Annotated in this window: 16 protein-coding genes; 13 read left to right on the forward strand and 3 right to left on the reverse strand. The window is 47.8% G+C overall.

Annotation, left to right across the window (positions count from 1 at the left end; all coding sequences use genetic code 11):
• Positions 1 to 228: 228 nt before the first annotated feature.
• From HPS57_RS05260 to HPS57_RS05270, 3 genes are all read right to left on the reverse strand, one after another.
• Positions 229 to 1,413, reverse strand: a complete 1,185-nt coding sequence (locus HPS57_RS05260; protein WP_172180906.1) for a type II toxin-antitoxin system HipA family toxin — start codon at positions 1,411 to 1,413, stop codon at positions 229 to 231.
• Complete coding sequence (locus HPS57_RS05265) at positions 1,410 to 1,745, reverse strand: helix-turn-helix domain-containing protein (protein WP_172180908.1); 336 nt, start codon at positions 1,743 to 1,745, stop codon at positions 1,410 to 1,412. Before HPS57_RS05265 ends, HPS57_RS05260 begins: the two co-directional genes overlap by 4 nt.
• Before the next feature lie 615 nt (positions 1,746 to 2,360).
• Positions 2,361 to 4,874, reverse strand: a complete 2,514-nt coding sequence (locus tag HPS57_RS05270) for an AMP-binding protein (protein ID WP_172180910.1) — start codon at positions 4,872 to 4,874, stop codon at positions 2,361 to 2,363.
• A 593-nt stretch (positions 4,875 to 5,467) separates the two neighbouring features.
• Between HPS57_RS05270 and HPS57_RS05275 the strand changes: the two genes are divergently transcribed.
• The 13 genes from HPS57_RS05275 to porW all read left to right on the forward strand — a co-directional run bounded on the left by HPS57_RS05275 (position 5,468) and on the right by porW (position 20,437).
• Positions 5,468 to 6,352 carry an aldose 1-epimerase family protein gene (locus HPS57_RS05275; RefSeq protein ID WP_172180912.1) on the forward strand — a complete coding sequence of 295 codons (885 nt, stop codon included), beginning with the start codon at positions 5,468 to 5,470 and terminating at the stop codon, positions 6,350 to 6,352.
• 49 nt (positions 6,353 to 6,401) lie between these two features.
• Positions 6,402 to 6,716: a winged helix-turn-helix transcriptional regulator gene (locus tag HPS57_RS05280; protein WP_253946471.1), complete on the forward strand. Its 315-nt coding sequence runs from the start codon at positions 6,402 to 6,404 to the stop codon at positions 6,714 to 6,716.
• A 5-nt stretch (positions 6,717 to 6,721) separates the two neighbouring features.
• Positions 6,722 to 8,263: an RNA/DNA-binding domain-containing protein gene (locus HPS57_RS05285; RefSeq protein WP_172180914.1), complete on the forward strand. Its 1,542-nt coding sequence runs from the start codon at positions 6,722 to 6,724 to the stop codon at positions 8,261 to 8,263.
• Positions 8,253 to 9,194 (forward strand): nucleoside recognition domain-containing protein, encoded by a 942-nt coding sequence (locus tag HPS57_RS05290; protein ID WP_172180916.1) that lies wholly within the window; start codon positions 8,253 to 8,255, stop codon positions 9,192 to 9,194. The genes HPS57_RS05285 and HPS57_RS05290 overlap by 11 nt, the downstream gene beginning before the upstream one ends.
• A 61-nt stretch (positions 9,195 to 9,255) precedes the next feature.
• The gene (locus HPS57_RS05295; protein WP_369811450.1) at positions 9,256 to 10,140 is read left to right on the forward strand and encodes a cell division protein FtsX; all 885 of its coding nucleotides are present in this window, start codon (positions 9,256 to 9,258) and stop codon (positions 10,138 to 10,140) included.
• A gap of 52 nt (positions 10,141 to 10,192) precedes the next feature.
• Positions 10,193 to 10,426 carry a DUF3098 domain-containing protein gene (locus HPS57_RS05300; RefSeq protein WP_172180918.1) on the forward strand — a complete coding sequence of 78 codons (234 nt, stop codon included), beginning with the start codon at positions 10,193 to 10,195 and terminating at the stop codon, positions 10,424 to 10,426.
• Between the two features lie 36 nt (positions 10,427 to 10,462).
• Positions 10,463 to 11,260, forward strand: a complete 798-nt coding sequence (locus HPS57_RS05305; protein WP_172180920.1) for an undecaprenyl-diphosphate phosphatase — start codon at positions 10,463 to 10,465, stop codon at positions 11,258 to 11,260.
• 22 nt (positions 11,261 to 11,282) lie between these two features.
• Positions 11,283 to 12,086 (forward strand): tRNA pseudouridine(55) synthase TruB, encoded by an 804-nt coding sequence (gene truB, locus HPS57_RS05310; protein ID WP_172180922.1) that lies wholly within the window; start codon positions 11,283 to 11,285, stop codon positions 12,084 to 12,086.
• An 11-nt stretch (positions 12,087 to 12,097) separates the two neighbouring features.
• On the forward strand, positions 12,098 to 13,279 hold the full coding sequence (gene queA / locus HPS57_RS05315; protein ID WP_172180924.1) for a tRNA preQ1(34) S-adenosylmethionine ribosyltransferase-isomerase QueA: 1,182 nt from the start codon (positions 12,098 to 12,100) through the stop codon (positions 13,277 to 13,279).
• A 66-nt stretch (positions 13,280 to 13,345) separates the two neighbouring features.
• Complete coding sequence (gene folK, locus HPS57_RS05320; protein ID WP_172180926.1) at positions 13,346 to 13,765, forward strand: 2-amino-4-hydroxy-6-hydroxymethyldihydropteridine diphosphokinase; 420 nt, start codon at positions 13,346 to 13,348, stop codon at positions 13,763 to 13,765.
• 17 nt (positions 13,766 to 13,782) lie between these two features.
• Positions 13,783 to 15,270 (forward strand): CCA tRNA nucleotidyltransferase, encoded by a 1,488-nt coding sequence (locus tag HPS57_RS05325; protein WP_172180928.1) that lies wholly within the window; start codon positions 13,783 to 13,785, stop codon positions 15,268 to 15,270.
• On the forward strand, positions 15,267 to 16,523 hold the full coding sequence (locus tag HPS57_RS05330; RefSeq protein ID WP_172180930.1) for a 3-phosphoshikimate 1-carboxyvinyltransferase: 1,257 nt from the start codon (positions 15,267 to 15,269) through the stop codon (positions 16,521 to 16,523). Before HPS57_RS05325 ends, HPS57_RS05330 begins: the two co-directional genes overlap by 4 nt.
• 188 nt (positions 16,524 to 16,711) lie before the next feature.
• Complete coding sequence (gene porW / locus HPS57_RS05335) at positions 16,712 to 20,437, forward strand: type IX secretion system periplasmic lipoprotein PorW/SprE (protein ID WP_253946472.1); 3,726 nt, start codon at positions 16,712 to 16,714, stop codon at positions 20,435 to 20,437.
• The last annotated feature ends 21 nt before the right edge of the window (positions 20,438 to 20,458 follow it).

A 20,458-nucleotide genomic window follows, 5' to 3' on the forward strand; every position in this document is an offset into this window, starting at 1 on the left:
GAGTTACCGACAGCTACGCAGAATTACGCAAATCGCAGAAAAACAGATGCTTATTCTGAAAGTTCACACATTGCGGCAGTAATGATGTGGTAACTGAACTCTTGCGCTGTGTGGCTTTTGGATGTCTTTAAACGACTTTTTCCACATCAAAAACAAAAGCGTAACGACCACTCTTTCAGTTGAATCGCTACGCTTTTTTCAAATTTGCTTTTTGGCTATCTGTTTATTTTATACTATAGCTTTATTCTGCAACAGGTCTCCGCAATTTTGATAGACTTCATCAAAGATTTCACGGCAACTCTTTTCGCTCATCTTCGTTTTCATGCCTACCGCAATAAAATCTTTTAGTGCGGGGAAGCCTGTTTTGTTGACAGATGTAGCGTGCTGACCATTATAGCCTTCGGTACATAATGTGAGGTCATAAGCCGGAGCCAGCTGCCATCGCCATTTGCCTGTGGCGTCCTTGCGTATCAGGAAACTGAAGTTCTTGCAATGGTCATCCTTGTTGTTGGTCAGATAGTTGAACACCATACGACGATACATCTCTTCAACATCCTTGGGGTTCTTGGTCAGGTAGCCGGTAAGTGCCAACAGATTGGTATAGTCAAGCACAGGTTCAGAGAGTGAGATGCAGAGCAATCCTCCTGCTGTTGCCGTATGGATTCGTTCGCCGTCATTGGTTAGGTCGAAACGCCGTGTGGTAAAATACTTTCCTGCTGTTAACCTGAAATCCGGCACATTGATACCACAACGTCGGGCAACCTCGTTGTAATGAAACTCTTGCACTCCCATGTCCTTCGGGTCGTATGTATGACGGAATTTGACCAGCCAATGACCTTCATTGTCTGAGAAAACAGCTTTTGGGCGGCATCCGCCACTGTTTCCACTGTTGTAGAGTAACAATCCCGCATCTGTGTCCTGCTGCTCTTTCAGCACCTCCAATGCTTTTCTTTGCAACAAGTCAAAGTCTGTGCTCTCTTTGCCGAGAAGTGTTCCTTGCCTGCCTTCGGTGATTCCTGTTGCCGGGTATTGATCAAACATGTTTGGCATCGTTGTAGCTTCGCCTGTAGGTTCATAGCAAAGAGCTCCCATGCCATTGTTTCCCACCAAGCACAATCGGTCAATGGAAGTCAGACTTCTGTCATCGATACCTTCGTGTAGCAAGGCTCTGTGAAGCAGATATCTGCCATATCCATCAGGAAGACTGTCTTCAAAAATGCCAAAGTTTCCATAGAAAGGTGTAGGATTGGCAATGAACAAACCGGGTTTCAACGGCAATTCAAGTGGGGACAGGCTGAATCCCTCTGTTAGCCATGCTTTGTCATATTCAAAGGCACACAGCCGGTTGTCGGGAGTCAATGAGAGTGTGCCGACCGCTTTGTTGTGATATTTTACTGTAAGTCTGTCAATCATAAATTCGTTTTGTAAGCCCTGCTTTTGCCGGTGTTTTTGCGAATCTGTGTCAGTTCTTCCATTGTGGAATATTTGGGTTGGCTGAAAATGTTTTTAATCTCCGAAGTGTAGTCCATAGCCATTGCCAAGGCAATCAGGTTTTTTAGCGAGATTAATCCCTTCTGTTCAAATCTGACGATGTTGCTCATTGCAACTCCTGAACGTTCCGCTATCTGCGCGCGAGTCAGGTTCTTTTCAATTCTGCGTTTGCGGAAATCATCGGCTAACCCTTTGGCAATGTCGTCGGCATTGTCAAATGTGTAATTCTCTAATACTGATAATATATTGTTCATATCTATTGTGTTTGTATGGATAAAGATAAAATATTATCAGTTGCAAAGGTAATTATTTTATTTCAAAATTGAGTGCTTATCTTGTGAAATCAGATGTTTTGGTGCATAATTTAACTATTCTTGGTTTTTGGTAGACATTGAAAACTACGTGAGTGCGATGAATTGGCAACTATTCTGCAGAATTATAAAAACGCTACCAAGGCACCGTGAAACGGTGGCTCTTCGTTAACCGCCTATGGAGCGAAGCGACATGGGCGGCAACCTCAGTACATCAGCTTGCACCGTAAGACGGTGCCTCATGCCGTAAACACGCCCATGACAATCCCCTTTCGTGTGAGGCACCGTCTTACGGTGCAGAATTACTCGCCCTGAGACACCCTGCATGTTCGGCTACGCCTCCATACAGGGTTAACGAAGAGTCACCGTTTCACGGTGCTTTTTATAGCATTTTTTTTGGGTATCAGATAACGCAAATTCATCGAACTCAAGTTAATAACTGCAAACAACAAGTACCCCGGCTATCATCAAGTCATGATAGTCGGGGTACTTGCTTTATAATGTCAGCCACAGCTTTTGCATTGTTTCCTATGCGAGAATGCCGTGACGACCATGCTGTTAAAGCCTGTCATTGATGACTGTGCGTATCTTGTTGGCAAACTCGTCGTATGTTCCTGACGGCTTCACGATAGGGAGATACTCCACATCGATATGGCTTGTGTTCACAAAATGCTTGCCGCGAGGCAGAGCATCGTAAGCACCGCGGATACATACCGGCAGCACAGGGATGTCAAGCTCTACGGCGAGGATGGCAAACATCTTCTTGAACTTTCCTATCTCACCGGAGTGGGTGCGTGAGCCTTCAGGGAAAATCACCACGTTCTTGCCCTGTTTCAGCACCTGAGCGAGTTTCAGGATGGAGTTTTTGAGATTCCTTTTCTCCATAAGGATGATGTTGTTGTGGCGGGCAAGGTATTTCACAACCGGATGCTGCACATGCTCCTCTGTGGCGTAGAAATAGTAGTCTTTTATCCTGGAGAAGTCAACTCCCGACATCACGAGCGGCCCGTCCATGAAGCTCTGGTGGTTGGCTGCAAGGATGAACGGCCCTTTCTTCGGAATATTCTCTGTGCCTCGCACTTTCAGACTGTTATAGACCTTGAATGAGCCTTTGAACATCTTGCCGGCAACAGGCAACATCGGCGATGTCTTTGGCAGTACAAGGTTCATCACTGTGTCATCGTTGAGCAATGTCTTCCAGTCGGTCTCCTCCATGACAGCCCTTGTCTTGTGGTGCGCGATGTGGTCTGCCATAGCCTTGATGTTAGGGAAATCAGCCATTTTGTCCGTCATCACGGTCATGCCGAAGCTCTGCTCTATGAAGCCCTGAAGGCTGACTTTGTCAAGGGAGTCAAAGGCAAGGTCAGTCTCGATGTGGGATTCCGGGTGCACAGGGAGCTTCTTCTCAGCCTCGATGTATTTTTTCAGAATCATGAATTCCTCGGAATAAGCAACCTTCTCTGAAGGATTCTGTGCTTCTGCTGACGAGGCTTTCCTGTCGGTGCACTCCTTTACAATGTCCTTGAGCTTGTACCTCTGAATCTTGTCCAGTCGTGTCCTTGGTATGTCACCATGGTAGACAAGGATGCGCATCACCTTCTTGTAGTTCTCCACGGTAAGGTTGTAAGGTTCGATTACCTCGCGTTTCAGCGTTTTCTCGATGTCACTGTCTGTCTTGCCCTCAGCCCACAGCTCCTGTGGTACTATAATGGCAAGGAGCATATCGTCCTTTTCCGTTACGGCGCACTCCTTTACCTTGTCGGTGTACCTCTCTATATAGAACTCTATCTCGTTAGGCTGCACATTCTTGCCGTTGGAGAGTACTATGATTTCCTTCTTTCGTCCTGTGATTACGATACGGCCTTTTTCGTCAAAATGTCCAAGGTCGCCTGTATGGAGATAGCCGTCCTTGTCGATTACCTCGGCAGTCTCTTCCGGGCGGTTGTAGTAGCCCGGCATGAGGTTAGGGCCTTTTGCGCAGATTTCTCCGTCGATGATCTTGCAGTCCACCGTAGGCAGAGGCAGTCCGGCACATCCCGGAATGATGTCATCGGGGCGTGTGAATGAAATCATCGGAGCTGTCTCTGTCATGCCGTAGCCTTCAAGGACGTCAAGGCCGAGAGTGCGCAGCCCCATACCGATTTCCTTGTCAAGGGCGGCTCCGCCACACACGCAGTAGTCGAGATAGCCACCCATTTTCTTATGAACCGACTGGAATACGAAGCGTGACAGACGGCGGCTGTTGGCCTTGCGGCACATGTTGAACAAGCCGCGTGTGACAGCTTTCTCGTCGATTTTCTTCTTTATGCCAACATAGAGCATCTGCCACAGGCGCGGAACACCGATGAAGATGCCCACTCTTCCACGGCACAGCGTGTCCATAATGTCAGGACCTGTCATGGAAGGGCATATCGCCACACCTCCGCCACACACTATCGGAGCCACGAGAGTGCCGATAAGTGGGAACACATGGTGCAGAGGCAGGAGAATCATTGTCCTGCGCTCGGTGTTGAAGATAGGCACATCCTTGGATACGCTGTCGATGTTGGCATAGATGTTCTTGTAGGTAAGCATCACACCCTTTGGCGAGCCTGTCGTGCCGGAGGTGTAGATTATTATGGCAACGTCGTTTGATTGAGGGTTGGGCGTTAACGATGATGTGTTGACAGGGGCACTGCTGACGCTTGCCTGCTCATGGTCGTCAATGATGATAATCTGCATTTCAACCGCTGCCTCGTCCATTGCTTTGCGCAGTGTCTCGACGTGTGACAGTGATGTCCATACCGCAACAGGCTTGCAGTCGTCAAGGATGTATGCCACATCCCTTACTGTCGCAGCGGCATCAACCGGCACGGCGATGCACTTGTTCTGCCACACTGCAAAGAAAGCGTAAACCCATCCTTCACGGTTCTCGCTGAAAATGACCACCTTGGGGACTTCGTTGACCATGGTCTGCCAATCCTTTCGTTTCGGTGTGTAGGATGCAAAGTGATTGATGCGCTGTGCCATCTCCTTGTATGACACATAGTGCTCACCGGCGATAATTGCGGTTTGTTCAAGATTTTCTATCATTGTCTTGTCGCTGTTGATATGGTTGTTTTTATTTAGCGAATAGTTTATTTTGTTCACAAAATTACAAAAATTGTTCCAAATTTCCGTAAAATATGTAACGAATTATATATTGTTAACAGAGAAGCTGTGCATTGTCGTTGCTTTGGTGCAGATAATGCAAACCGAACGTAATGGAACTTGTTCCAGACTGCCGAGTTGCATCTTATGTTATGCAAAGTTACATAAATATTTTAAATAAGGTGCATTCTTGGTGAAAAAATGATGCCGGAACTATGAATTTTTGTTTATTTGCCTATGCGTTTGTGCCGTTTCACCGATTACGCAAGGACAGTTGGCTTAATGTGCTGTGATTAAGGGCGTTGCGAAAGGTTACCTTTTACAAGGTGAAGTGTTACCTTTTGTATGGTCAACCGTTACCTTTCACCATGCAAAAGGTTACCTTCCGTATGCCAGTCACTCCTTTACGGCAAATAATTGAGTGGCAAAGTGAAGAGTTTTCAGATATTTGCTGTGTTTTTCTGATAACTTTTTGTACCTTTGCAAAAGATAACCGATTGGAGTTTTTGCAGACAAACGATATAATATTATAGGTAATGGAAATTGTATTGAAGAACAACAGACTGCGTGTTGTCGTTGATACGTACGGAGCGGAAATAACTAAAGTTGAGAACTTTACGGACGGAGAGACCGTGAAAGACTGTGTTTGGGACGGCAATCCGCGGTGGTGGAAGCGCCATACACCTGTGCTCTTCCCGATTGTCGGTTCGTTGTGGCATGGCGTCATGCGCCATAATGGCTGCGAATACGCCATGAGCCAGCATGGTTTTGCGCGCGACTCTGAGTTTGAAGTGGTGGCAGCGACAGACACTTGTGTGGAGATGCGCCTGGCAAGTTCGGACGAGACATTGAAGGTCTATCCATTCCATTTTGAGTTATTCATGAAGCATGAAATCTTCGACGACGGCACAATTACGACCTCATGGCGCGTTGTGAACACAGGTTCTGAGGAGATGCATTTCCAGATTGGCGGTCATCCGGCATATCTTCTTTCCGTTTCCGAATCGGGAGAGTACGAAGGCACGGTGAGATTGTCCGGCGGCAAGCTGCCTTATCGTCTGACAACGATTGAGGCAGAAGGATGTGTCGCTTTGGGCGAGACGGTTTTTGAGGGGGATGCAATCACGATAACTCCTGACACTTTTGCCCATGACGCTTTCATTTTCGAGGCTCCGTGTCCCGGCACTGTCACGTTGTGCGACGGCAACGGCAAGGAAATTCTTGTGTTCCGTTCTGACTGTCCTGCGCTTGGCATCTGGGCACCGGGTAGAGGCGAGACCGCTCCCTTTGTCTGCATAGAGCCTTGGTGGGGACGCACTGACCGTATGGGTTACACAGGTGCCGCTGCTGACCGCGAATATATGCAGCACCTTGCACCGTCAGCTTCTGCAACAGGCTGCTGGTCAGTGACGTTTAGGTGATATGGTGGTGTCTCTAAATTCGCCAATTTGAAGAATCGTTATAAATAAAATGTCCCTGAACCTCAATTCAAATATGACGGTGGCGGACTGTGGACAACTTTCTTTTTCAGCGAAGAATACCAAAAAAGTATTGATAAGCGACCAGAAAGCGACCAGAAAGCGACCAGAAAACAGTTTGCAAGAACAGGAGGACGCCATTGTGGAACTTATTCTGGTCAACCCCTATATTTCCAGAAAAGAGATTGCTCGACAGCTGGATATGCATGACAGTAGCGTGAAACGCCGTCTGGCATCACTTCAGGATCGCAATGTGATACGGCGTGTGGGGGCTGCAAAGGGCGGTTATTGGCAAGTAATAAAGTAAAAGAAATGAACAGGAACGAACTGAATAACACTTTACTGCGTGGAGAACGCATATCCTTGGAGTGCAAGAAAGCAAAGAATGAAGTCCCGAAGTCCGTTTGGGAAACTTACTCTTCGTTTGCAAACACACTGGGCGGTGACATATTGCTTGGTATGGAAGAGGACTTGTCGGCTGAGGATAATGCCGGACGCTTCACTGTTGTGGGTGTTGATAATCCGGGCAAGATAAAAACGGATTTGTGGAATACGCTGAACAGTGACAAAGTCAGTTGCAATGTGCTTGTGGATGACGACGTGTCAGAGATAAATGTGGATGACAAGGTTGTGGTTTGCATTCATGTTCCGCAAGCCGATTTCACACAACGCCCTGTATATATTAATGGTAATCCGATAAAAGGTTCGTTCCGCAGAAACCATGAAGGAGACTATCATTGCACGGAAGAAGAGGTTAGGGCAATGATGCGTGATGCCAATGCAGAAGGCAACGACAGTATGCTGGTGGAGTACTATGGCATGGACGATATTGACCCGGATTCACTGCGCCAATACCGCACAGAGTTTCGTGTTCTCAACAGTGGGCATACTTGGAACAATTTGGACGACAAAGATTTCCTTAAGCAGTTGGGCGGCTATGTGATTGACAGGCGCAGTGGAAAAGAAGGACTGTCTTTGGCTGGGCTGCTGATGTTCGGCAAAGGGCTGCCTGTCAGGGAACGCTTTTCAAATTTCCGTATGGATTATGTGGATATGAGTCATTTGGTGGGTGACGAACGTTATCATGACCGTCTGACTTACGATGGACGCTGGGAAAACAATCTTTATCAGTTTTTCCATTTGGTGAACTCCAAACTGACCATGGATTTGCCGCGTCCTTTCAAATTGGAAGGTGTCCGGCGTGTAGACGATACTCCTCAGCATAAGGCTGTACGAGAAGCATTTACTAATTCCATTATCCATTCAGATATGTTCTTGTCAGGCGGGATTCTTCGTATAGACAAATACGATGACCGGCTGTGTTTCCGCAATCCGGGTATATTGAAACTTCCGATGGAGCAGGTCTATGCCGGTGGCAGTTCCAAAGCGCGTAACCCTAAAATGCAGAACATGCTCCGTATGATAGGTTATGGTGAGAATCTCGGTTCCGGTTTTCCTAAAATCCTTGCAGCATGGAAAGAGGCAGGCTGGCAGGAACCGGTGTTGGAAAACCGTTTTGAATTGGATGAGGTAAGGCTTACATTGTTTATTCCTTTTGTGGAGACCATACAAAAAACTACCCAAGAAACTACCCAAGAAACTACCCAAGAAACTACCCAAGAAACTACATATAGGAGGACTGAACTTCAAAATGCAATCATGGAATATCTTGTGTGTAATCCATCTGCTACACGAAAAGAACTTGCAGAAGCTATACCGAATTGTACTGTAGATGGTATTAAATATAATTTGGGGAAGTTGCAAAAAATGGGTGTGATTACGCGAGTAGGAAGTACAAAATCAGGACATTGGAAGGTGTTGGTGGACTTAAAAGGAAATTCTTATGATTCATAGAGCTTCGGCACAGTTTCGGTCAGCGTTCCGTCCTGCTACAAAGACAACGTTGTGGCTGTTGAAGATAATGCTACCTATATCGTTGGTGGTGAGGCTGTTGCAGTACTATGGCGTGATAGCATGGCTGGCTCAGTATCTTGATGCCGTCTTCCAGTATCTCGGGTTACCCGGAGCGTCAGCGATAGCATTCCTTACGGGTGCTTCGGTGACAACATACGCCGGTCTTGCCGTAATGCTTAGCATGGAACTGACCATGCGCGAGGCTACGATAATCGCGATAATGATGCTCCTTTGCCATGCCCTCCCGTTGGAGTGTGCGGTAGTGAAGCGTGTTGGCTCTAACCCTTGGAAAATGGCTGTGTTGAGAATCGTGGCAGCCTTTGCCGCAGCCCTGTTCCTGAATGCTGTGCTTCCGGAGATGACCAGTCCATTTGTGGCTCATCCGGAGGCTGATGCAGAGGGGGCGGTGTGGACAGTTATGGAGTTGTGGCTGCTTGCCTCGCTGAAGCTGTCTTTGATGATTTATCTGCTGATTTACAGTCTCATGGTTGTGCAGCGTCTGCTCAGCGAGTTTGGTGTTATGCCTTTGCTTGACAAACCGTTGCGTCCGGTGATGCTCCTGTTCGGTCTGCCGGAAAACTCAGCTTATCTTTGGCTTGTCGGCAATGTCCTTGGAATCAGTTATGGGTCGGCAATGATGCTTGACCTTGAGGATTCCGGTGCGATAACCAAGGAAGAGGCGAACGAAGTGAACTACCACCTGATCATGAACCATTCGATGCTTGAGGACACTCTTGTGTTCTCGGCGGTAGGCATATCAGCGTTTTGGATACTTTTTGTCCGTATGCTCTTTGCCTTTCTTCTTGTTTGGAGCCGTAGACTTCTTGGATTGTCCTTCAGAAAATGCAAAACAGTCTCTAAAAAAGGTTAATCTCTTGCGCGCGTGGTTTTTTTTGAGTAACTTTGCACATTATTTTGTAAATTGGATAAAAGTGGCAAAAAATAAACGCAAGAAGAAATGTGGTCGTCATGGTGGTTTGCAGGTGGTAACACTGTGCATAAGCACATCACTCGTGCTCATACTTTTGGGTATGGTGGTTTTCTCTGTCCTCACGGCTCACAACCTGTCAAGCTATGTGAAGGAGAACCTTACCGTGACTGTCATGCTCAGTGAGGAAATGACGCAGTCGGAAGCCTATAAACTTTGTGTGAAGTTGAATAGCCGCCCTTATATAGCACATACAACGTATATCAGTCCCGAGCAGGCTCTTAAGGAGCATGTGAAGGCTATGGGGTCAGACCCTACGGAGTTTCTTGGCGGCAACCCTTTCGTTGGAAGCATAGAGATGCAGATGAATGCCGATTATGCCAACAGTGATTCCCTGAAATGGATTACCAAAGAGCTGAAATCCAACGCGAAAGTTACGGACATAACATACCAGAAGGACTTGATGGACCAGGTTAATGACAACCTGAAGAAAACCAGCATCGTGCTTCTTGTGCTTGCTGCGCTGCTGACGTTTGTGTCATTCTCTTTGGTGAACAACACTGTGCGCCTCAGTGTCTATGCACGCCGCTTTTCCATCCATACAATGAAGCTTGTCGGTGCGTCATGGGGATTCATCCGTTGGCCTTTCATCCGGCGCGCCCTTCTCATCGGTTTGCTGGCAGGTGTCGTTGCTGATGTTGTCCTTGCAGTATGCCTGTATGGACTGTACACTGTTGAACCGGGCATACTTGTAGTTGCCGATTGGGTGGTTATGGCTGTCACTGGAGGGGCGGTGCTTGTCTTCGGGCTTGTGATCACATCAGTATGCTCTTCGCTTTCTGTCAACAAGTTCCTGAAAATGAAAGCCGGGGATTTGTACAAGATTTAGCGTCAGGCAGGTAAATGTTTGTATTTGAGGTAAACAAAATATTTTTTTATACATGGATAAGAAAAATCTTGCATTCGGCAAAGAAAATTTCATAGCCCTTGGAATTGGTTTTGTCATTGTCGTCATCGGATTGCTGCTCATGTGTGGCAGCAGTTCCACAGTGGAACATTACAATGCGGACATCTTCAGTGTGCGTCGCATAAAGGTTGCTCCGGTTGTGACAGTAATTGGTTTCGTGTCAATAATTTATGCAATCATACGCAAGCCAAAAGACACAGTAGAATAGAGAATCGGCAAAAAAGCATAACGTTAAAAAGAAACTATGGATTGGTTACAAGCACTTGTCCTTGGCATTGTCCAGGGACTTACGGAGTATCTTCCTGTAAGTTCGAGTGGTCACCTTGCCATCGGCTCATACCTTTTCGGTATTGAAGGAGAAGAGAATCTTGCATTCACGGTCGCAGTTCATGTGGCGACAGTGATGAGTACTTTTGTCATTTTGTGGAGCGAGATAGCATGGTTGCTGAAAGGCATCTTCAAGTTTGAGATGAACGACGAGACGAAATACATGCTGAACATTTTGGTAAGCATGATACCTATCGGCATTGTCGGAGTGTTCTTTAAAGATACTGTGGAAGAGATTTTCGGTTCAGGACTGCTCATTGTGGGAATAATGCTGCTGTGCACTGCCACGTTGCTGACATTTTCCTATTATGCAAAGCCTCGCCAGAAAGCAAAGATAGGGCTTCGCGACGCCTTTGTCATCGGTCTTGCCCAAGCTGTTGCCGTGATGCCGGGTCTCAGCCGTTCCGGTTCAACGATAGCTACAGGTCTGCTTCTTGGCAACAAAAAGGAAAACCTTGCACAGTTCTCGTTCCTTATGGTGATACCTCCGATACTTGGCGAGGCGTTGCTTGATGTGCTCAAGGCTGTCAAAGGCGATGAGGCTTTTGGAGGGATAGAGGCACTGCCGCTTGCTGTCGGTTTCATTGCTGCTTTTGTCAGCGGATGCCTTGCATGCAAGTGGATGATAAACATTGTGAAGAAGGGCAAGCTCATCTATTTCGGAATCTATTGCGCGATAGCGGGAGCAATCACCATTCTGTGCAATTTTATCTAATACAATATTGATATAAAGCATAATGAACTTTCACGAAGGAGAGTATTTATACATAAACAAGCCTTACGGCATATCAAGCTTCGGAGCTTTGGCACACATTCGTTATGTTGTGTCAAAGCATCTTGGCGTTAAGAGGGTCAAGATTGGGCATGCCGGAACTCTCGACCCTCTTGCCACCGGTGTGCTGGTGCTTTGCACAGGCAAGAAGACAAAGGAGATAGAGTCTCTGCAGCTCCATACTAAGGAATATGTTGCCGGGGTACAGTTCGGATGTTCCACACCGTCTTACGACCGTGAGCATACTGTGGACCATACTTATCCGAAGAGCCATATCACACGCCAACTTCTGGAAGAGACACTGAATACTTTTGAAGGTGACATAATGCAGGCTCCTCCGGTTTACAGTGCCATAAAGATAAATGGCAAGCGTGCCTATGAGTTAGGAAGGGCAGGCAGAGATGTGGAGATTGCTGCAAAGCCGGTGCATATAGATGAGATAGAACTTTTGGAGTTTGACGATGCGAGGAAATGGGCAAGTATCCGTGTGGTATGCGGAAAAGGGACATATATCCGCTCTCTTGCCAGGGACATCGGCGAAGCCATAGGCAGTGGAGCTTATCTGACATCACTGTGCAGGACACAGTCCGGCAATGTCCGCATTGAGGATTGTCTGGACTTTGACCGGTTTAAAGAGTGGCTTTCGCAGCAGGAAATAGAGCCTTACCCTTGCGAAGACAACAATGGAAATGCCGATGGCGGTCATTCCAAGCACCGTAAGCGTTATGGAAAGAATGTAAAACAAAGAAAAGAAACAGGAAAACAATAAAACAACCAAATATGAAGTTAAGTAATTTCAAATTCAAGTTGCCGGCAGAGCAGGTGGCACTTTATCCTCACATCGAGGAGCATACATTGAAATCAGGCGTGACATTCAAGCTGAAGCGTCCGGACCAGTGCCGTCTGATGGTTCTTCATAAGAAATCGCAGACAATAGAAATGTACCGCACAGATGCAGATGGAAATCAGATGAAGGATGCTGACGGCAATCCGGAATACCTTCGCTTTGTGGACATTGTAAATTACTTTGATGAAGGAGACACATTCATTTTCAATGATACAAAGGTGTTCCCGGCACGCCTTTATGGCACAAAGGAAAAGACTGATGCAAAGATAGAAGTCCTTTTGCTCCGCGAACTTAAAGAGGAAATGCGACTTTGGGACGTGCTTGTAGAACCGGCGCGTAAGATACGTATTGGCAATAAATTGTTCTTTGATGAGTCCGGAACAATGGTTGCTGAGGTTATTGACAACACAACGAGCCGCGGACGTACATTGCGCTTCCTTTACGATTGCCCGCATGACGAGTTCAAGAGAGAGCTTTTTGCTCTTGGCGAAGCGCCATTGCCACGATACATCATCGACCCGGCTCTCAACGGAAAGCGTGAACGCCCTGTCACAGAAGAGGATCTTGACGATTTCCAGTGCGTGTTTGCAAAGAATGAGGGTGCTGTCACAGCTCCTGCAACCGGACTTCATTTCACACGCGAGGTGATGAAGCGCCTTGAGATAGCCGGTGTAAACACGGCATTCATTACGCTGCATTGCGGTCTTGGCAATTTCAATGACATTGAGGTGGAAGACCTGACAAAGCACAAGATGGACTCGGAGCAGATGGTTATTACAGAGGAAGCTTGTGAATTGGTGAACAATACAAAGAAAGCCGGACATCGCGTGTGCGCTGTCGGTACAAGTGTTACAAAGGCGACAGAGTCATCTGTTGGTACTGATGGCTTCCTGAAACCTTTTGAGGGCTGGACAAGCAAGTTCATCTTCCCTCCGTATGAGTTCGGACTTGCCGACTGTATGGTTTCTAATTTCTATCATCCGCTTTCAACACTCATCATGAATGTTGCCGCTTTCGGAGGCTATGACCTTGTATGGGAAGGTTATAAGAAAGCCCTTGAGCACGGCTACCAGTTCGGATGTTTTGGTGATGCGATGCTGATTCTTAACGACTAACCCACGAGGAAGGACTGCTTTATGCCGTTCTGCCTGTAGGCGGGCTTGAAAGAAAACCAGGCAAGTATGACGCATACTGTCTATCTCGGATTGGGAACAAACCTTGGTGACAAGGAGCATAATCTCCGTATCGCCATTGATAGGATAGGGGAGAAGGTCGGCGCTGTGGTGCGCCGGTCTTCGTTTCTTGTGACAGAACCTTGGGGATTCTGCTCCGATAATACGTTTGTCAATGCTGTTATAATGGCAGAAACGCAGTTGTCGCCAATCGAAGTCCTGCACGCCACACAGCAGATTGAACGTGATATGGGCAGGACGATGAAGTCTGTCGGCGGAGAATACCATGACAGGGTGATAGACATTGACATACTGCTTTATGATGACATCACATTGGAGACGGAGGATCTCACCATTCCCCATCCGCTGATGCATGAACGTGATTTTGTCATGACTCCTCTCAGGGAAATCATGGCAAAGAAAGAATAAAGAAACAATACTGATATATGAAACTATACTCTGACGACGAACTTGCAGAGAAACTGGACACTCCAATCTTTCATCTTGTTGGTGAAACAGCCGACGAGTTAGGATTGGAGTGTTATGTCGTTGGTGGATATGTGAGGGACATCTTCCTCGAACGCCCGTCAAACGACATTGATGTCGTTGTCGTAGGCAGCGGAATCAGTGTGGCACAGGCTTTGAAAGACAAACTCGGACGGAAGGCGCACTTGTCCGTGTTCCGTAATTTCGGCACCGCACAGGTCAAGTTCCGCCAGCGTGTCGAAGGAAACGGCACAGAGAAACCGACATATAAGGAGATAGAGGTGGAGTTCGTTGGAGCGCGCAAGGAAAGCTATCAGCGCGGCTCACGGAAACCGGTTGTTGAGGACGGCACACTTGAAGATGACCAAAACCGACGCGACTTCACAATAAACGCTCTTGCAATCTGCCTCAACAAAGAACGCTTCGGAGAACTTGTCGACCCGTTTGACGGAATCTATGACATGGAGGACGGAATCATACGCACTCCATTGGATCCGGACATAACATTCTCCGATGACCCTTTGCGCATGCTGCGCTGCATACGTTTTGCGGCACAGCTGAACTTCTTCATCGACGATGAAACTTTCGACGCTCTCGAACGCAACCGTGACCGGATAAAGATAATTTCCGGTGAGCGCATACAGGAAGAACTGAATAAGATAATGATGACACACACACCGTCAAAAGGTTTGATGGACCTTCACCGGTGCGGTCTTCTGCAGCTTATCCTTCCGGAAGTGTCAAACCTTGACATCGTGGAGACCAAGAACGGGAGGGCGCACAAAAACAATTTCTACCATACTCTCGAAGTCTTGGACAATGTAGCGCGTGCCACCTCCGGCTCTGATGCTACCGAAATGGCTCTGTGGCTTCGCTGGAGCGCACTGCTTCACGACATAGGCAAGCCAAAGTCAAAGCGCTGGGAACAGCCGATAGGCTGGACATTCCACAACCATAACTATCTCGGTGCGAAAATGGTGCCCGGAATTTTCCGCAGGCTGAAGCTGCCAATGGACATGAAGATGAAGTATGTGCAGAAACTTGTTGACTTGCACATGCGTCCTATTGTCATTGCCGACGAAGAGGTGACCGACAGCGCTGTACGCCGTCTGATAAGCGATGCCGGAGACGATATCGATGACCTCATGACATTGTGCGAGGCGGACATAACTTCCAAGAATGAGGTGCGTAAAAAACGTTTCCTTGATAATTTCAGACTTGTGCGCGAGAAACTTGCGGATTTGAAAGAAAGGGATTTCAGGAGATTGTTGCAGCCTGTCATCGACGGCAACGAGATAATGGAGATGTTCCACCTTACACCGTCACGCGAAGTGGGAACACTCAAGCAGACATTGAAGAACGCTGTGCTTGACAATGTCGTGCCCAATGAGCGTGAACCTCTCATCGAACTTCTCATGAAGAAGGCAAAAGAAATGAAATTGGTATGAAATACAGAATATCAGCTCCAAACATAATAAAGGCAGACGTGAAACTGCCATCTTCAAAGAGCATCAGCAACCGTGCGCTTGTCATCTCTGCCATGGCAGGTGATGTCAGCAGGTTGGAAAACCTTTCCGACTGTGACGATACGGATGTCATTGTGCGCGCTCTGAACGATATGCCTGAGACCATCGACATCAAGGCGGCAGGAACGGCAATGCGTTTCCTTACTGCCTATCTCAGTGCTTTGCCCGGAGAAACTCATGTCCTTACAGGGACTGAAAGGATGAAGCACCGCCCGATAAAGATTCTTGTCGATGCCTTGCGCCGCCTTGGTGCACAGATCGAATATGTCGGAGAAGAAGGCTATCCTCCGCTACGCATTACCGGCAAGAAACTCGCAGGCGGAAAAGTGTCACTTCCAGGCAATGTCAGTTCGCAGTATATATCGGCCCTGATGATGATAGGTCCATTGATGCAGGACGGTCTCACACTGCTGCTTGAAGGCAGCATTGTCTCTCATCCCTACATAGATCTGACATTGTGCACCATGCGTGATTTCGGTGCAGAGGCAGACTGGACTGGCGTTGACACGATAGTTGTGAAACCTGTGAATTACAAGCCGTCACCTTATTATATAGAGAGTGACTGGAGCGCATCAAGCTATTGGTACCAGATGATGGCGATGTATTGCAACGAGGATTGCCATGTCAATCTTCACGGAGTCATGGACGGTTCGCGTCAAGGTGACTCGCAAGTGAAGTACATATTCTCAATGCTTGGCGTGAAAACAAAATTTGAATCGACAGAAAAACTTGTCCCTACAACGGCATCACTCACTTGCCATGACCGCACACTGCCACGTATGGATTTCGATTTCACACATCAGCCTGACCTCGCACAAACACTTATCGCAACCTGTTGCGCATGCAATATCCATTTCTATTTCCGTGGACTCGCTTCCTTGAAGATAAAGGAGACCGACCGCATAGAGGCTATGAAGACAGAGATGAGCAAACTCGGCTTTGTGCTTCATGATTTCAATGATTCTGAATTGCGTTGGGATGGTGAACGGTGCGAAAGGGATGCTGATGCAGTGATGGAGACCTATGACGACCACCGCATGGCAATGGCAATAGCACCGATGTCAATAATCCTCGGACCACTGACGATAAACAATCCTGAGGTTGTAAGCAAATCTTATCCGCATTTTTGGGAAGATTTGTCAAAGGCGGGCTTCCGCATAGAGGAGGTGGACTAAGAGAACTGTCTGTCATGCGTCATTGTGTTGCGAATACCGAAACATAACGACGGGCAAAGACAAAAGGTGGGCTTTGGACAGGTGCAGCATACAATATTCCGAATGAATTGCCGTTATATACAATAAGGCGAAGTCGCTCATAATGTGATGATTTCATATAATACAAACCTCAACAAACCAGCATCCAATTGCTAATACTTGCAGTCGCCATAATAGTGCTTGGCGCGCTGTGCGCCCTTATGGGATTCCTTGCCAAAGGCGGCGAGGAACAGCCTGCCAATGCAGAGCCGACATGCGCCACATGCACCGGTGAAAATGCAAAATGTGAGCAGGAATGCATGCTTGAGGCGGCTGTCAAGGACATAGAATACTATGATGACGAGCAGCTTGACAGGTTTCAGGGGCGTGACTCCGACAGTTACGATGACGATGAGGTGGAGGAGTTTGCCGATGTCATGTACACACTGAAGGAGGATGAAGTGGCAGGGTGGAACCGCAGCCTTATCCTCCGTAATATAAATTTCCCTAATCAGTTGAAGGATGAACTCATTGCGCTGCTCTCAAAGGCGTCGGTCATCCTTGCCATAGTCTTTGTGTTTGTAGGCATACAAGGATGTTCCACCCAAAAGAACACGTCTGCATCACGCTGGTGGCACGGCTTCAATGCAAGGTACAATACGTATTTCAACGGCTCTCAGGCATATATCGAAGGTTCTTTGGAAAAAGAGAACGGCAACAAGGATAACTATACCGAGATGCTGCCGCTTTACTATGTCGGCAACAAAGCAAGCCGCGAACTTGGAAAGTCGAACTTCGAGACTGCTGTGACCAAGGCGCAGAAAGCCATCAAGCAGCATTCCATAAAGAAGCGACCGCAATGGACAAAAAGCCGCAAGAAGACGGAACGTGATATAGAATGGCTCAACCGCCGCGAATATAACCCTTTCTTGTGGAAGGCTTGGATGCTTATGGGACGCTCACAGTTCCATACCGGAGCATTTGATGAGGCTGCCGCAACCTTCTCGTATATGTCAAGGCTGTACAAGACGCAGCCTGCCATTTATGGCAAAGCGCGTGCATGGCTGGCAAAATGCTACATCGAGCAGGACTGGCTCTATGACGCTGAGGATGTCATACGCAACATGTCGCGTGACTCGATAGACTGGCGCGCAAGGAAGGAATGGGACTATACTCTTGCCGACTACTACCTTCGCACCGGTGATCTTGAGCAGTCGGTTGTGTATCTGCGCAAGGTCATACGCCACGAGATGCGCTCCAAACAGCGTGCCCGTGAATGGTACATCCTCGGACAGGTGTATGCCGCTTTGGGCAAAGGCGCAGAAGCCTATGACGCTTTCCGCCGTTGCGTCCGCCAGAATCCGCCTTACGAACTTGAATTCAATGCGAGAATATCCATGACGGAGGTTCTGCCGCACAACCAGGCGAAGTCTAAGATAGGAAAACTCAAAGCCATGGCGCGCTCGGACAAGAATGCGGAATATCTTGACCAAGTGTACTATGCAATGGGAAATGTCTATCTTGCCGAGAAAGACACCATGAACGCCATAGCTGCATACGAGAAAGGAAACAGGGAGGCAACACGCTCAGGCATAGAGAAAGGTGTGCTGCTGTTGCATCTCGGTGACCTTTATTGGGCTGTGGAGAAGTTTGGCGACGCCCGCCGTTGCTATGGCGAGGCGATAGGTCTGCTTGACAAGGACCGCCCTGACTACGAGCAGTTGGCGGAACGCTCAAAAATACTTGACATTCTTGCACCGCATACGGACAACATACATTTGCAGGACTCACTGCAAAGTCTTGCGAAAATGGACGAGAAAGAGCGCAATGCTGCCATCGACCGTGTCATTGAAGCTTTGAAGAAGAAGGAAAAGGAGGAGCGTCTCAACAAACTTGAAGAGGAGGCGCAAAAGAATGCTGCCCAAGGAAACGTGGTGGGCAATACGACACAGAAGACACCTCAATCGCCGGCATTTGGCCAGGCGAGCACATTCTATTTCTATAACCCCATGGCTGTGCAGCAGGGAAAGCAACTCTTCTTCCGCCAATGGGGCAAGCGAGAGAATGCCGATGACTGGCAGCGTGCCAATAAGACAGTTGTGGCTTCAGCGTCTTGGGACAACGAGGGGGAGGCCGGTATGGACACCGACAGTGTTGATGTGGCAGGCAATGACTCTATTGCCGCCGGAGATGATATGGCGGAGAAGGCTGATTCTGCTGCCCTTGACCCACACAAACGTGAGTATTATCTGGCACAGATACCTTTTACAGAAGAGCAGCTTGCCGCTTCCAATCAGATACTTTCCGATGCACTTTTCAATGCAGGTGTGATATTCAAGGATAAACTTGATAATCTTCCATTGTCGGAAAAGGAACTGAAACGACTTGCAAGGGATTTCCCTGATTTTGAGAAGAACGACGAACTGTACTATCATCTGTTCCTTTTGTATTCACGCAAAGGAGAATTCTCAGAGGCAGGGATTTACAGGAGTCTGCTGGCGGAACGCTATGCGGATTCGCAATGGTCAAAGATTGTCAATGACCCGAATTTTGCGGACAACATGCGTTATGGCACACACAAGGAAGACTCACTGTATGCTGAAACGTATGACGCTTTCAAGGCGGATGACTTTGTGACAGTATCGCGCAACAGCCTTATCTCTGAGAAGCGTTATCCTCTTGGTGGACACAGGGACAAGTTCCTCTTTGTGGGCGGCATGACACGCTTGAACCAGGGCGATGCCGACAGTTGCCTTCATGCCATGGAGCGTGTGGTCAATGAGTACCCGCAGAGCGAGGTGTCGCCGTTGGCGGGAATGATAATCAATGGTGTCAAGGCAGGACGGAAACTGAGAGGTGCCAAGTTTGACATCGCCAATATATGGGACTATCGCTCCACAGTGCTGACAGAAGATGCCGACACTGCAGTCTCATTTTCTCCTAACCCTGACGAGGAGTTCATATTCCTAATGACATACAATCCTGACTCCTTGAATGAGAATCGGTTGCTGTACAGTCTTGCGAAATATAACTTCACAAGCTATCTTGTGCGCAATTTCGACATTGAGATAGAGAATTTCAGTGACATGCACCGCCTTGCTGTCAGTGGTTTCCGTAACTTTGGCGAAGCACTTGTGTATGCCCGTGAACTGTATCGCAACACCTCTATCATGACGATTGCCAAGGGCAGCCGCAATGTTGTCATAAGCAGGACGAATCTTCCGCTCCTTGGGGCGCAGTTCAGTTATAATGATTACGACAAGTTCTATTCAGAACATTTCGCTCCTTTGCCAAGGCCGTCGATAGCTGTCCTTGAGGAGCAGACTGTCTCACCTGAGCAGTATGACCCGGAATTGACACCGGACTCCGGTAAAAAGGATGATGGTGAAGGCGAGGAAACTCCTGCTGCAACCGGTGAAGATGACGGTATCATAGTGCCGGAAGATGTCCCGACAGAAAATGAAAGTACGGAGATCGTGACGGACACTGTTACCGAAACTCCTGCAACAGAAGAAACTCCTAATAATGATAACAGTATCATTGTCCCTGTTGAACAGCCAAGTCAGGAGAGTGGGCAGCCACAGGAGATTCCGGACAGCCCATCAACGGAGATAAAGGATGATGACACTGTCCGGGAAGATTCGGCAGGCAATGAAGGTGTGGTTGCCACACAACCTAAGGAGAACGCTGCAAAGACGGAAAGTCCTGTAAATGCAGTAATGGAAAAGGTGCAACAGCAGAACAGCGGCAACACTGTCCGTATGGACATCAACAGCGATATTCTTGAGATTATCGATGAGGATGCAGTGAAGAACGATGCCCCCTCCAATAGTGGCAATGTCTCAAAAGAGCCTGTCGAAGATGATGATGAGTACTTTGACTTTGACGGCTTCTGATAGTAGTGTTCAAATGTAACT

This window comes from Palleniella intestinalis (assembly GCF_013166595.1).
GTDB classification, from domain to species: Bacteria; Bacteroidota; Bacteroidia; order Bacteroidales; family Bacteroidaceae; genus Prevotella; species Prevotella intestinalis.

Bases quoted from the DNA above. Each gene is read 5' to 3' on its own strand.
- HPS57_RS05260 (WP_172180906.1), bottom strand. From the start codon at position 1,413: ATGATTGACAGACTTACAGTAAAATATCACAACAAAGCGGTCGGCACA.
- HPS57_RS05265 (WP_172180908.1), bottom strand. From the start codon at position 1,745: ATGAACAATATATTATCAGTATTAGAGAATTACACATTTGACAATGCC.
- HPS57_RS05270 (WP_172180910.1), bottom strand. From the start codon at position 4,874: ATGATAGAAAATCTTGAACAAACCGCAATTATCGCCGGTGAGCACTAT.
- HPS57_RS05275 (WP_172180912.1), top strand. From the start codon at position 5,468: ATGGAAATTGTATTGAAGAACAACAGACTGCGTGTTGTCGTTGATACG.
- HPS57_RS05280 (WP_253946471.1), top strand. From the start codon at position 6,402: ATGTCCCTGAACCTCAATTCAAATATGACGGTGGCGGACTGTGGACAA.
- HPS57_RS05285 (WP_172180914.1), top strand. From the start codon at position 6,722: ATGAACAGGAACGAACTGAATAACACTTTACTGCGTGGAGAACGCATA.
- HPS57_RS05290 (WP_172180916.1), top strand. From the start codon at position 8,253: ATGATTCATAGAGCTTCGGCACAGTTTCGGTCAGCGTTCCGTCCTGCT.
- HPS57_RS05300 (WP_172180918.1), top strand. From the start codon at position 10,193: ATGGATAAGAAAAATCTTGCATTCGGCAAAGAAAATTTCATAGCCCTT.
- HPS57_RS05305 (WP_172180920.1), top strand. From the start codon at position 10,463: ATGGATTGGTTACAAGCACTTGTCCTTGGCATTGTCCAGGGACTTACG.
- truB (WP_172180922.1), top strand. From the start codon at position 11,283: ATGAACTTTCACGAAGGAGAGTATTTATACATAAACAAGCCTTACGGC.
- queA (WP_172180924.1), top strand. From the start codon at position 12,098: ATGAAGTTAAGTAATTTCAAATTCAAGTTGCCGGCAGAGCAGGTGGCA.
- folK (WP_172180926.1), top strand. From the start codon at position 13,346: ATGACGCATACTGTCTATCTCGGATTGGGAACAAACCTTGGTGACAAG.
- HPS57_RS05325 (WP_172180928.1), top strand. From the start codon at position 13,783: ATGAAACTATACTCTGACGACGAACTTGCAGAGAAACTGGACACTCCA.
- HPS57_RS05330 (WP_172180930.1), top strand. From the start codon at position 15,267: ATGAAATACAGAATATCAGCTCCAAACATAATAAAGGCAGACGTGAAA.